The sequence below is a fragment of the Effusibacillus sp. SKA8 genome, from assembly GCF_058273125.1.
The window spans coordinates 68,382-81,559 of the sequence record NZ_JBZCSF010000006.1; the positions used below are offsets into that span (position 1 = coordinate 68,382).

Below are 13,178 nucleotides of genomic sequence, written 5' to 3' on the forward strand. Positions count from 1 at the left end.
TGGCGTAATGTGTTATTATGGGTGTGCAGACCTTTACCATGAAGGATGAACCTAGATGCAGCATATCAAAACCAGCACACGGATGCCATATCTGTTTTTGGCGGCAATCATCCTCGTCGGCACGTTGATTTACGTCTCCTCGCGGGCGATTACCGCCCCAACGTTCGGCAAGCAAGAACCCGTCTACTACAAGGATAAGGTACTCGTTCTTGCCTACCATCACATCGATCCGAAGCAAACGGGCTCCACCATCACGCCGGAGCTTTTCAAAAGCCATCTCGACGCTTTGCAAAACAGCAACTACAACGTCATCAGCATGGAAAAATATCTGCAGTTCGTGCGAACCGGCGAACACATCCCACCAAACGCGGTGGTGATCACGTTCGACGACGGATACGAAAGTTTCTACACTTACGCTTACCCGGAATTGAAAAAGCGCGGTCTTCCGGCAGCCCATTTTATCGTGGTCAAATCGACAGACATTTTCAACCCCGCCGCCCTGCCGCACCTGACGTGGGATCAAATGCGGGAGATGAAGAAAAACGGCATGGGTTTTTACAGCCACACCTACAATCAGCACCGCGTGATGAACACGACCAAAACCGGCAACCCGCAGCCAATTCTTGCGAGTCCGGTCTATCTTCCCGACAAAAAGCGGGTGGAAACCGACGCGGAATACCAAACCCGCATCCGGGAAGATCTCGCATTGGCGGAACGGCGGCTGCACGACGAGCTGGGCGAACAGCCGCGCCTGCTGGCTTATCCGTACGGCGCCTATAACGAAACCGTTGTCAAAATCGGAAAAGAACTCGGCATTGAATTGTTCTTCACGGTGCAGGAGGGAATCAACGGCCGCAACGACGTGCAGGTCAAACGGATTAACGCCGGAATTCCGGAAATGACGGCTGACGCTCTGCTCGCCAAGTTGAAACAATACCATGAGCCCCAACAAGCCAATTAGCAGCCAGCCAATTCATTGAAAAAGCCTGTCGCCGGCAAGGGGATTTGCAGGGCCGAAAGTGCTCCCCCCAACGGCGGCAGGCTGTTTTTCCTGATTGTCGGACTCTCGATTACTTCACGATGACCATGCCGGATTGCTCGTCATATTTCACAAGATGCCCCAGGAATTCGGAAACGAATTTCACCGGAACCATCGTGCGGGATTGCGTAATTTCAGCCGCTTTGTCGACGGTTTTCGATTCGCCGTTCACCTTAATCGTTTGGCTTCCGATCGGAATTTCGATCGTTTTGCCGTCTTTTTTGATGACGGCGGTCTGCGTTTCCCCGCTCCAGGTCACTTCCGCGCCAAGCGCTTTTGCGATCGCGCTGACCGGGATCATCGTCCGTCCGTCTTTGATATACGGTTCCACGTCAAATTCCGGCCTTTTCCCTTTCACGTACACTTTCACTTTTTGCGTATCGCCTTTTTCCTTGTAAATCTTGCTCAACAGATCGTACAGTTTGTCAGAGTCAGGCTTTTTGGCAAGCGCCGCTTCCACGTCGCTTTTCGCTTCGTCCACCTTTTTGCCTTTGACTTTCAGCGTCACCAGAATCTCGACTTGCTGCTCCGTTGCGGTGTCTTGTTGGACGTCGCTTTCCAGCTTTTCCTCCAACGCTTGTTCCGCTTCTTCATCGGTTGACGCCGTTCCGTCCTGTTTCAACATCGCTTTCAGCTTCTCGATCACCGCGTCCAGCGCTTCGTTGCTCGCTTCTCCGTTGCCGTCGTTACGCGCCTTCAACAAGCTCTTGAGAGCTTTCTCAATCCCTTTGTGCATCTTTTCGCGCTTCTGCTCTTTCTTTTCGTGTCCCAGCTTCTTCCCTTTTCCGTTGCCTTTATCCGTTTTGCTCGTGTCGTCTTGTTTCTGATCCTCATCCGTCTCCTTGTCTCCGTCATCTGTGTCCCCAGTCTCATTCTGACTGTTGGTTCCGTTAGAAACGGTAGGAGAATTGGTCGTCGGAGCCGCCGTAGTATCGGCCGGTGCCGTTGTCGTGTCCATCGAAGTTGTCGTTGCATCGGAAGAGGTCGTTGTTGTGCTTGCGCCGGCGCTTTTCGAAGACGATTTTTCCTCCGCGTTCGCCGCTGGTCCCGTCGGCACCGCCACTCCGATCAACAGAGCCATGATCCAGGTCAATACCTTTTTCATTCACCTTCACTCCTTTATAAGCCTTTATCGGATTTGTCGCATGCCGCGGTTGTTTCACACCGCGAATTCGTCCGTACCGATACTATATCCCTTTGCGCAGGCCCGTTTCATGGGGCTTAAGTCTCTTTTTTAAGCGATTTTACTTGTCAAGGTCATACCCATAAAAACGTGCAGGCCTTCGAATACAATGCCCGAAAACAGATTGAACGGGCGGCTGTGCGGCGATTTTTCAATTTGTGAAGGCCATTTTCTTATTGTAAAATAAAGACACAATAATATAGTGTAAGCTTGGAAAAGGAGTCCTTCCGATGGCAATTCGCAAAGCGGTCATTCCGGCGGCCGGTCTCGGCACGCGGTTTCTGCCGGCCACCAAAGCCCAACCGAAAGAAATGCTTCCAATCGTTGACAAACCGACGATCCAATATATTATTGAAGAAGCGGTCGCTTCCGGCATCGAAGATATCCTGATCATTACCGGCCGTAACAAACGGGCGATCGAAGACCACTTCGACCGGTCCGTCGAGCTGGAACTGCTGCTGGAAAGCAAAAACCAGCAAAGTTTATTGGAACAAACGCGCCAAATCTCCAACATGGCAAACATCCATTACATCCGGCAGAAAGAAGCGCTTGGCCTCGGACACGCCGTGCTCTGCGCCAAAAATTTCATCGGCGACGAGCCCTTTGCCGTCATGCTGGGAGACGACATCGTCAGCAGCCGGATTCCGGCCTTGCAGCAATTGATCGAAGTCTACAATCGGCGCCGGGGCAGCGTGCTGGGCGTGCAGCAAGTGCCGCCGGAGGAAACGCACCGTTACGGAATCATTCAATCGGAGGCGATCGGCGACCGGCAGTACCGGGTCGATCACGTGGTCGAAAAACCGGCCTCCAATCCGCCGTCGCGGTTGGCGATCATTGGACGCTACATTCTGGAGCCGGAGGTGTTTGCTTATCTCGAGGCAACCGAACCGGGGGTCGGCGGCGAAATCCAACTGACCGACGCGGTTGATGCGCTCTGCAAATGCCGCGGCGTGTTTGCCTGCGAGATTGACGGGAAGCGCTATGACATCGGGGATAAGCTCGGCTACCTCAAAGCCAACATCGAATTCGCTTTTGAACGGGCAGAAATGAAAAACCAACTCGCAGCATACCTGCGCAACCTGTGTGAAGAGTATCTGAACCTGTAATCCGATCCTCCCGTCACACCGGCCTTTTCTTGGCGGACCGTGAAAGGTTCCGTGCAAGAAAGGCTTTTTCTTTTTTTCTTGCCATTGTGTCTCGCCATTGTGGGGGAAGAGTTGCTTTTTGTGTACTCATCAGTATAATTTTGTACTAGTCAGTACAAATTTGAACTGACCAGTCAATTCATAAAAATCACCCGGATTGTGGAAAAGAGAATCGGGACACACCGAGAGGAGAGTTCAGTATGACCCGAAAAAGATGGTGGATCGGTGCCGGCGGCGCGGCGGCGATCGGACTCGTTCTTCTGTTTGCGTTTGGGCCGGCGAAAGCCAATCATCCGGCAGACACCGCCTACAGCGGGCTGGTGGAGCAAACGGAGTACGACTTGAGCTTCAAAATCGACGGACGCGTCGCCGAACTGCCGGTACAAGAGGGACAATATGTCAAAAAAGGGGATCTGATCGGCCAGCTTGAAAAAGGGGAATGGGAAGCGAAAGTCCATCAGGCTCAGGCGGCCGTCAGCCTGGCGGAAGCCAACCTGAACAAAGCGATGCAAGGCGTGGGATTGACAGACCGCGATACACAGGCGAAAGTCGCGCAGGCACAAGCGGCGCTGGGCGCCGCCCAGGCCAAATTTGACGCTTTGCGCAACGGCGCAAGACCGGAGGAAGTCGCCCAGCTTGAAGCCAGGGTGATAGCCGCCCAATCCGCCTGCAACTCCGCGGAAGACATGCTCAACAAGATGAATGCCCTCTACAACGCCGGAGCGGTTCCGCAAACCAAAAGAGACGAGGCGCAAGTCCAATACGACAAGGCAAAAGCGGAACTGACCGCCGCGCAAAAACAATTGGAAATGGCGAAACAAGGAGCCCGCCAAGAAGAGCTCAACGCCGCCAAATCGCAGGTCGAACAAGCGCGGGCGGTCCTCAACGAAGCCCTGAACGGAACGGGAAAAGTCCACTTGTCGCAAGCGGACGTAAAACTTGCCGAAGCGCAATTGTCGCAAGCCAGAGCGGCTTTGGAGGAAGCGGAAACCTACCTTTCCTACACCCGGCTGGTCTCGCCGGTCGACGGGATCGTCGTTCACCGCAACGTGGAACCGAACGAAATGGTAAGCAAAGGTTTTACCGCAGTAACGGTTGCGGATCCCAACGATAAATGGGTATCGATTTACGTACCGGAAACCCGTGTGGCGGATCTGAAAGTCGGGCAGACATTGAATCTGTACATTCCGGCAATGAAAGAACAGGCGGCGGGGCAAATCCTGTCCATCAACCAGGCGCCCGAATTTGCCGTAAAAAAAGCGACCAACCACTTGAACGACCGGGACATCCGGTCCTTCCAGATAAAAGTGAAACTCACCGCCAAACTGGACAGAATCTTCAAGGGCATGACCGTTGAATGGCAAGGGGCGACACCGAAATGACAACCGCCGACATCATCCTGAACGAATGGAAGGCCATCCTTAAGGACAAACGGATTCTCGCGATTCTGTTGCTTGTTCCCGTGGGATACATGCTTTTGTTCGGCTCCTTGTACAGCCAAAACAAAGTGCGGGAAATGCCGACCGTTGTGATCGATGAAGACCGCAGCCAATTAAGCCGGGCCATCATTCAGGCGTTCGAGCAGTCGGAAACCTTCCGCATCGTCGAGGAGACCGATTCCGAACAGGCCCTGCTTGAAAAAATCGAAACCGGCCAGGCGCACATCGGTCTGGTCCTACCGACAGGCTTGTCCAAAGCGATCAAGCAGGGCAAAGAAGCGGAAGTGATGACGATCATCGACGGCAGCAACATGATTGTCGCCAACGCCGGGCTACGAAGCGCCGGCGACATTGTGCAAGCCTTTTCCGGCGGCATCTCGGTAAAACGCCTGGAAGCCAGAGGGTTGGCTCCGGCCAACGCCTTCAGTATCCGGTACGGATATCGCATCCTGTACAATCCGGGACTCGATTACAGCACTTTCCTGCTGTTGGGGCTGCTTGGCGCCGTTGTGCAACAAGTGATGTTTCTCGGTATCGCGCTGTGTGTCACCAGGGAAAAAGAACAGGGAACGTGGGCGGATTTCCTGCTGCACTGGAAAAAGCCCTGGAAGGTGATTTACGGGAAATCGGTTCCCTATTTTCTGATCGGGGTGTTCAATGCGGTTCTGACTTCCGCCTTGCTGAAAAACATTTTCCATGTGCCGTTTATCGGATCGTTTTGGCTGCTGCTGCTTGTATCGGTCGTCTTTGTGGCCAGTCTGCTGGGGATTGGATTCTTCGCCTCCCTCTTCTCCGCCGATCGGCTGCAGGCCACGCAGGTTACCATGTTGATAGCGGTTCCTTCCTTCCTGCTGTCCGGATTCACGTGGCCTTTTGCAGCGATGCCTGGGTGGGTCGCCGCTCTTGGCCATGTCCTGCCCCTGACCTACTTCCTGCACGGGATCCGGGAAATTGCCGTCAAAGGAAACGGTTGGAACCAGATTGCCGGTGATATTGCGGTATTGTTGATGATGGCCGCAGGAACATGGATCCTTGCCGCAGCATCGATTTTCCTGCAAGGCCGGAAGCTTGCGGCATCACACACGTCAAAAGCTGCATCACGGCTCTAAAGTCACCCGGACCGGGTGACTTTCTATTTTTTTCATTGCGATTGTATTTTCATATATACTAAATTTAAATATGTGAAATATTTTGTCGGAACTCAACCTGACACCCGCCCAGTTCTTTGTGCTGCGCCAGTTGACACGGCGCCATCAGGCGACGGTGACGGAACTGGCGTATGCTCTGCAGGTAAAGCTTGGAAGAAGAGTTGGAACAACTGGTCAAAATCTACGAGAAACTGGCAACGATCATCGACAACGCGCGTGAGCAACGATAGGAGAGGACATACTCGTGAAAATAGCTGATTTTTCGGTAAAACGGCCGGTCACGATCGCGATGGTCATGATTGCGATCGTCATCTTCGGAATCGTGTCTCTCCCGAAGCTGAGCGTCGATTTGTACCCGGAACTGAACCTGCCCGTTGCCGTGGTGGCTACAAGTTATCCGGGCGCCACGCCGGCTGAAGTGGAGAAAATGGTGACCAAACCGTTGGAAGAAGCGCTCGGCACGGTCAGCAACATCAAGGAGATCCGGTCTGTTTCCATCCCCGAAGCTTCCCAGGTGATCGTGCAATTCAACTGGGGAACCAACATGGATCAGGCCACCCTGAACATGCGGGAAAAAGTTGACCTGATCAAAGGGCGTTTGCCCGACGGCGCCAACTCCCCCCGCGTCATTCGATTGGATCCCAACGCGATGCCCGTCATCACCATGTCGCTGTCGGGGGACCAGGATATCGTAAAATTGAAATCTTTGGCGGATGACGTGATCAAGCCCCGGTTGGAACGGGTCGAAGGCGTGGCCGCCGTCTCCGTTACCGGCGGCAAGGAGCGGGAAATCCATGTGATTCTGGATCCGAACAGACTCAACGCGTACGGATTGACGATCGACCAGATCCAGCAGGCGCTTCGCTCCGAGAACATTTCCGGTTCCGCCGGGTTGGTCTACGAAGGAAGCCAAACCATCCGCATGCAGGTCAAGGGAGAATATCAGACTCCCGCTCAAATCGGGGACACGCCGGTTCGTTTGCCAAGCGGAGGAACCGTCCCCCTCAGGGAACTGGCGGCAGTCGAAGACGATTACAAAGAGGTCAGCCAAAAAACCTATGTGAACGAAAAACCCAGCATCGGAATCGGCATCAGCAAAGCGACCGGTTCCAACGCGGTGCAGGTGGCGGACGCGGTCTCCAAAGAACTGGCGTCCATCAAAGAACTGCTTCCGAAAAACGTCGAACTCCACACCGTTCTCGACACGTCAAAATTTGTGAAGGATTCGATCAATACGGTGACCAAACACTTGATCGCCGGCGGTATTCTGGCGGTGTTTATCCTGATGCTGTTCCTGAACAGCGCACGTTCGGTGCTGGTGATTGCGATCGTCATTCCGATCTCTGTCATCGCCACCTTCAGCCTCATGTATTTCACGGGTGAAACGATTAACCTGCTGACGCTTGGCGGCTTGACGCTGGGGCTGGGGTCGCTTGTCGACTTCGCCGTCGTCGTTCTCGAAAGCATCTATCGCAAAAAACAGGAAGGCCACGACATCAAACTCGCTTCGATTATCGGGACGAAAGAAGTCGGCACCGCCGTCATGGCTTCCGCTTTGGCCCAGATCGCGGTGTTTGTGCCGATCGTGTTCGTGGAAGGGCTGGCGTCGCAATTGTTCGGCCCGTTGGCGCTGACGGTGGTCTATTCCCATATCGCCGCCCTGTTTGCGGCTGTCACCCTGGTGCCGATGATGTCCTCGAAGATTTTGAAAAAGGTGCCGACGCCGGAAGAAGAAATCAAACTGCTGGAGTCCCGATCCAAAAATCCGTTCGTGCTGTTCGCCAAGTTCTTCCACCGGGTGTCCCAGGGCTATGGCCGGCTGATCCGCTGGGCACTTGGCCACCGCAAAACAGTCATATGGGTCACCGTCGGCCTGTTTGCCGCTTCCGTCGCCGCCACCCCGCTGGTCGGGGCGGAATTCATCCCGAAAATGGACCAGGGAGAACTGGCGGTGGACATTGAAATGCCGCATGGCACCAAGTTGGAGGAGACCGAAAAAATGGCGCGGCGCGTCGAGCAGCTTGCGCTTGCGATTCCCGAGAAATCGGTCATATATACGACCATCGGCAGCAACAACACGCCGACCATCGCGCAGCAAACGATGACCCACCTGGCAACGGTGCAGGTCAAACTGGTGCCCAAGGATCAACGCAAACGTTCCACCGACCAGATTGTGGAAGAACTGAACAAACAAGTCGCTGACATTCCGGGAGCGAAATTTACCGTCAAAACGGTCGACAACTCGGGTGGTCCGATGCAAGCTCCGTTGGAGATCAGCATCCGGGGCGATGACGAAAAAGTTCTGAAAGACATCAGCGAGATCGTGCTGGCTGAAGCAAAACAAGTCGCCGGCACCCGCAATTTGGCGACTTCCATCCAGGCGACGCAGCAGGAGTACCAGATTCTCGTCGACAAACAATCGGCGGCAAAATACGGAATCGCCACCGGACAAATCCTGTCCGCGATTCGAACCGCTTTTGACGGACAAGCGACAACCCAATACCGGACGGGTGACGACGAGATTGACATCAAAGTCATGTACCCGAGAGAAACCCGCAACGAAAAGGCGAATCTCAACGAACTGCTCGTCACGACGCCCACCGGCAGCCAGATTCCGGTATCGATGCTTGCCAAGATTCAAAAAGTGGACGTGCCGGAAAAAATCAACCGCATCAACCAAACGCGGGAAGTCAGCATTACAGGCGACATTTCCGGCCGCGACCTCGCTTCCGTCAGCAATGACATCAAAGCACGCCTGGCCGATCTTGCGCTGCCCGACGGTTACTTCATCGAAATCGGCGGGCAAACGAAGGAAATGGCGGATGCGTTCGGCAGCCTGGGCCTCGCCATCATCCTGGCGATCGTTCTGGTCTACATGGTCATGGCCAGCCAGTTCGAATCCCTGTTCCATCCGTTCGTGATTATGTTCTCCGTCCCGCCGACGTTTATCGGCGTCGTCGTAGGGCTTTTGGTCACGGGATATCCATTGAGCGTACCCGCTCTGATCGGGGCGATCCTGCTCGTCGGTATCGTGGTCAACAACGCCATCGTGTTGATCGACTACGTCAATACGCTGCGCAGACAAGGCATCGGGCGTGACGAAGCGGTGCTCAAGGCCGGTCCCGTGCGGTTGCGTCCGATTTTGATGACCACTCTGACCACCGTCCTGGCCATCATTCCCATGGCCTTTGCCGGCGGCGAAGGGAACGAAGGATCGGCTCCGATGGCCGTTGTGGTGGCGTTCGGGTTGACCTTCTCGACCCTGATTACGCTGGTGCTGGTCCCTGTCGTCTATACGCTGTTCGATGATTGGATCCAGAAGTTCAAAGCGCGGCGAATGGCTCACAAAAACCGTGGCGCGACTTTGGAAGGGAGAGCGTTATGAAGAGAATTTCAGCCAGTATCCTCGCACTGGCGGCCAGCCTGTCGCTGATCGCCGGGTGCTCCGATAAATCGAAACAAACCGGTGCCCAGGACAAAACGCTTCCGGTTATGGTGCAAACCGTGACGGAAGGAACGGTTGAACAATCACTGACTTTCACGGGAACGGCGGAAGCGAACGTGGTCGTTCAGATTGCCCCGAAAGCAAGCGGCAGAGTAGTCGCGATTCCGGTCAAAGTCGGAAGTTTCGTCAAACAAAACGACGTGCTGTTGCAACTGGAGGACACCGATCTGCGAAACGCCCTGCGGCAGGCGGAGGCCTCTCTCAACTCGGCGAAAGCGAATCTCGCGCAAGTGCGGGCCACGCAGCAATCCGGATCGATTCAGGCAGACAACGCGGTGATCCAAGCCAAACAGGCGCTGGATGACGCCAAAAACAATCTGCAGAGAATCGAGGCGCTGTTTCAGGCGGGTGCAGCCTCAAAACTGCAATTGGAACAGGCCCAAACGGCGCTTGTCAATGCCGAAGTTGCCTACAACAACGCGGTGGCAGCCCGCGACAGCAGCACGCGAACGGAAGCCGTCAAAGTGGCAGAGCAAGCGGTGAACCAAGCGCAAGTCGGGTATGACATCGCGCTGTCGAATCTGGCAAACGCGACAGTCCGTGCGCCGCAAGCGGGCCAAATCGCTTCGATCGCCACCGAGGTTGGACAGATGGCGGGACCGACCGCTCCGGTGATCACATTGGTCGACCAAACACGGATGAAAGTGAAGCTGGAAGTTCCCGAATCCTCCCTCCCCTATTTTCAGACAGGGAACCCGATTGACATCGGGTTTGCATCCCTGCAAGTGAAGACCGCGGGCAAGGTGGAGTCGGTCAGCCCGCTTAACAACACGCCGAGCAAAGGGTATCCGGTTGTCATCACGATTGACAACGCGGATGCCAAGATCAAACCGGGCATGGTCGCCAAGATCACCGTGACCCGCTCAGACAACTCGAAAAAGGGACTCAAAGTCCCGACCGATTCCATTCTGACCATCGACGGCAAAACGTACGTCTATATCGTCGACGGCGACAAAGCGGTCAGACGTGAAGTGACGGTCGAGGAACAGACGAGTGCCGATTCGTTGATCAGCGGCGATGTCAAACCCGGCGACCGGCTGATCGTCAGAGGCCAAACGATGTTGAAAGAGGGCGCAAAAGTGCGGATTGTAGACAAATAACGAAAAAATGACGTAAGACATCCGACGGTTCCTTGAAATGCCAAGGAACCTTTTTTATCTTTGCCAATCGGGGGAAAGTATCATATGTTATAATCAGATATCATAGATTCGTTTTTAAAAAGAGGCGATATTCGTGAAAAAGATCGCTGGCTTTATTATTGTGTTTGGAGTAAGCGTTTTGGTTTATGCCGTACTCGGCAGTACGGGTAAGCTTCCGGAATCAAATTGGGATCCCGTTGCTTTTTTATTGGGTGTGTGCGGGTTGGCGGCTGCCATTTCCGGAATCGGCTTTGCGGTCTACGGATATTACAATACACACTTAGCCGAAAAAATCGTTGAGGAAAAACTGCAAAAAAAGTTTTCGGAATTAATGGTTGAAATACACGAAGAGAATTTAAAAATGCAAGAAGCGATGCAAAAGCTTCTTGTTGGTTACAATATGGAATTTAATGAAAAAAATATCGATGCAGCAATCAAATTATATGAACAAGCTGTTCACACATATCCAAACATCTATAACGGCTTCACTGCACTCGCTTACGCCTATTGGAAACATAAGAAAGATCCCATATTGGCCAAAGAATATTTTGATCTTGCTCTACAACACAATCCAAACTCTTATCAATGTTTGTTCGATCTGGCGCGTTTTTCCGCTGAAAATAACGAATTGCTCTCCGTATACCCTTATTTGAAAAAAGCACTGCAGCTAAATCCGGACTCTTACAAGGACATCGATGCCGATCCGGTGTTCGACGGTTTTAAAAAGCAATACCCCGACAAATACTCCGACCTTGTCACTTTCGCAAAAAACGCGTCCGCAGACAAGGTCTGACCTTTACATGCTTCCGGCGGAGCCTTCCTGTCAAATCGTCAACCATTTTCCCGTTAATTGTCGAAACGGAAATTTCGACACGGGTTACTCTCCCATCATCATCGCTCTCTTGCCGCCCGACGGTTTCACATCCTTCAGGAAAAACGCCAGAACCGCTCCCACCAGCGAAAGCCAGGCGGTGACCCAGAACACATCATCAATCGCACGCACCGTGGCCACCTTCTGCAATTGGCTCCAAATCGCAAGCAGGCTTAACGTATTGGCCTCCCCGCCTGCGTACCCGGCGGCCCATATCGCGTTTGTCAATTGTGTGAGCGCTTCCGCTGCCGGTTGCGATGCAATGCTGATCTGTTCGGTTCCGATCGCGGTGTGAAAGGTGATCCGCTCCGTCAGCAGCAGCGTCAACCAGGCGATTCCAAACGCGGCGCTGACCTGCCGGACCGTATTCGTAATCGCGGAACCCTGCCCTTCTTTATTTTTCGGCACGGTGTTCATTCCCGCCGTGGTAACCGGCATCATCACCATCCCCACTCCGAAACCGCGGATCATCATCCAAACGATGATCGTCGCAAACGGCGTGTTCACGTCAAGATAATGCGTCAGATATTGGGATAAGGCGGTGACCGTGAGCCCCGCAACCGCCAGCCATCTGGCCCCAATTTTGTCGAACAAAGCTCCCGAAATCGGCATCATAACGCCGGTTACAAGCGCTTGCGGAAGCAGCAGCAGCCCGGTCTGGACAGCCGACAGCCCCGAGATGTTCTGAAAGAAAATGGGAAACAGGAAGATGCTTCCGAACAAAATGATCATGGCAATGCTCGAGACTACCAAAGACAACGAAAACACCGCATTTTTCAGCAGCTTTAAATCGAGCATCGGCTCTTCCGTGTTCCATTCGATCAGAACGAAAGCTAGCAAACTGACAGCCGCTATGATGAGATAGAAAACCACTTCCGGATCCGACCACCCTTTGTCGGGCACGATTCCGAGCCCGTACAGCAATGTGGCAAACCCGATCGACGACGTGACGAATCCCCAAACATCAAACTTCTGTTTCGCGACGTGCTCCATTTCTTCCAAAATCAACAACGCCAGCAAAAAATCCAGGATTCCGATCGGCACATTGATATAAAAAATCAGGCGCCAGTTCAAATATTCGGTGAAATAGCCGCTCAGCGTCGGTCCGGTGGCAGGCGCAAACATAATGGCGATTCCGAAAATCCCCATCGCAACTCCGCGGCGTTCGGGCGGAAACATGCGAAACGCCATCGCCATGCTGACGGGCATGAGAGCGCCGCCGCCAACCGCCTGTATAATCCGGAAGACAATCATCGATTCGTTGCTCCAGGCCATCCCGCACAGCCCCGAACCGACGGTGAAAACCGCCAGGGCGTACAGAAAAATTCTTTTGTATCCGTATCGATCGCCCAAATAACCAGTCACGGGCACCAGCGCGCCGACAACCAGCGTGTAAGCCGTCATCACCCACTGAATTTGCGAAGTGGTGACGCCAAAAACGGCCATCATTTTGGGGATCGCCACGTTCACGATCGTCGTATCCAAAACGGACATGAAGACACCGATGATCAACACAAGCATCGAAAGCCCGGTCCGCTGCCGCACATAAACTCCCCCTAGTTGACGCGAACCCTGAATCTCCGTCAACTCTATCTTATCATTTGTGACTTTATAAGCATAGGTCTTGTTTTATGACGGCGCTCATCCCCGGCGACAACGGCTCGCCCTGCCGGTCGTCGATGAAGGTTTTGACCGGGAGGCGAAAAAAC

The 13,178-nt window shown here is 53.7% G+C and carries 9 protein-coding genes; 7 read left to right on the forward strand and 2 right to left on the reverse strand.

The features are described from left to right. Positions 1-55: 55 nt before the first annotated feature. Positions 56-961, forward strand: a complete 906-nt coding sequence (locus tag AC4ED1_RS06820) for a polysaccharide deacetylase family protein (RefSeq protein ID WP_490937002.1) — start codon at positions 56-58, stop codon at positions 959-961. Positions 962-1,070: 109 nt separating this feature from the next. Here the strand turns inward: AC4ED1_RS06820 and AC4ED1_RS06825 are convergent, their stop codons facing one another. Beyond that, positions 1,071-2,144: a stalk domain-containing protein gene (locus tag AC4ED1_RS06825; RefSeq protein ID WP_490937004.1), complete on the reverse strand. Its 1,074-nt coding sequence runs from the start codon at positions 2,142-2,144 to the stop codon at positions 1,071-1,073. A 308-nt stretch (positions 2,145-2,452) separates the two neighbouring features. On the opposite strand from AC4ED1_RS06825, the gene galU reads away from it, so the two are divergent. The 6 genes from galU to AC4ED1_RS06855 all read left to right on the forward strand — a co-directional run bounded on the left by galU (position 2,453) and on the right by AC4ED1_RS06855 (position 11,391). After that, positions 2,453-3,328 carry a UTP--glucose-1-phosphate uridylyltransferase GalU gene (gene galU / locus AC4ED1_RS06830; protein WP_490937006.1) on the forward strand — a complete coding sequence of 292 codons (876 nt, stop codon included), beginning with the start codon at positions 2,453-2,455 and terminating at the stop codon, positions 3,326-3,328. 239 nt (positions 3,329-3,567) lie between these two features. After that, positions 3,568-4,749, forward strand: a complete 1,182-nt coding sequence (locus AC4ED1_RS06835) for an HlyD family secretion protein (protein ID WP_490937008.1) — start codon at positions 3,568-3,570, stop codon at positions 4,747-4,749. Then, a complete protein-coding gene (locus tag AC4ED1_RS06840) occupies positions 4,746-5,915 on the forward strand; it encodes an ABC transporter permease (RefSeq protein WP_490937010.1) in 1,170 nt (389 codons plus the stop codon). The genes AC4ED1_RS06835 and AC4ED1_RS06840 overlap by 4 nt, the downstream gene beginning before the upstream one ends. A gap of 283 nt (positions 5,916-6,198) precedes the next feature. Next, the gene (locus AC4ED1_RS06845; RefSeq protein ID WP_490937012.1) at positions 6,199-9,339 is read left to right on the forward strand and encodes an efflux RND transporter permease subunit; all 3,141 of its coding nucleotides are present in this window, start codon (positions 6,199-6,201) and stop codon (positions 9,337-9,339) included. After that, the gene (locus AC4ED1_RS06850) at positions 9,336-10,559 is read left to right on the forward strand and encodes an efflux RND transporter periplasmic adaptor subunit (RefSeq protein ID WP_490937013.1); all 1,224 of its coding nucleotides are present in this window, start codon (positions 9,336-9,338) and stop codon (positions 10,557-10,559) included. Before AC4ED1_RS06845 ends, AC4ED1_RS06850 begins: the two co-directional genes overlap by 4 nt. Before the next feature lie 133 nt (positions 10,560-10,692). Further along, positions 10,693-11,391: a tetratricopeptide repeat protein gene (locus tag AC4ED1_RS06855; RefSeq protein WP_490937015.1), complete on the forward strand. Its 699-nt coding sequence runs from the start codon at positions 10,693-10,695 to the stop codon at positions 11,389-11,391. A gap of 84 nt (positions 11,392-11,475) precedes the next feature. Here AC4ED1_RS06855 and AC4ED1_RS06860 read toward each other — a convergent pair whose 3' ends face one another. Continuing rightward, the gene (locus AC4ED1_RS06860; RefSeq protein ID WP_490937017.1) at positions 11,476-13,014 is read right to left on the reverse strand and encodes a DHA2 family efflux MFS transporter permease subunit; all 1,539 of its coding nucleotides are present in this window, start codon (positions 13,012-13,014) and stop codon (positions 11,476-11,478) included. Positions 13,015-13,178: the final 164 nt, after the last annotated feature.

Coding starts and splice junctions, on each gene's coding strand:
- AC4ED1_RS06820 (WP_490937002.1), top strand. CDS start 56: ATGCAGCATATCAAAACCAGCACACGGATGCCATATCTGTTTTTGGCG.
- AC4ED1_RS06825 (WP_490937004.1), bottom strand. CDS start 2,144: ATGAAAAAGGTATTGACCTGGATCATGGCTCTGTTGATCGGAGTGGCG.
- galU (WP_490937006.1), top strand. CDS start 2,453: ATGGCAATTCGCAAAGCGGTCATTCCGGCGGCCGGTCTCGGCACGCGG.
- AC4ED1_RS06835 (WP_490937008.1), top strand. CDS start 3,568: ATGACCCGAAAAAGATGGTGGATCGGTGCCGGCGGCGCGGCGGCGATC.
- AC4ED1_RS06840 (WP_490937010.1), top strand. CDS start 4,746: ATGACAACCGCCGACATCATCCTGAACGAATGGAAGGCCATCCTTAAG.
- AC4ED1_RS06850 (WP_490937013.1), top strand. CDS start 9,336: ATGAAGAGAATTTCAGCCAGTATCCTCGCACTGGCGGCCAGCCTGTCG.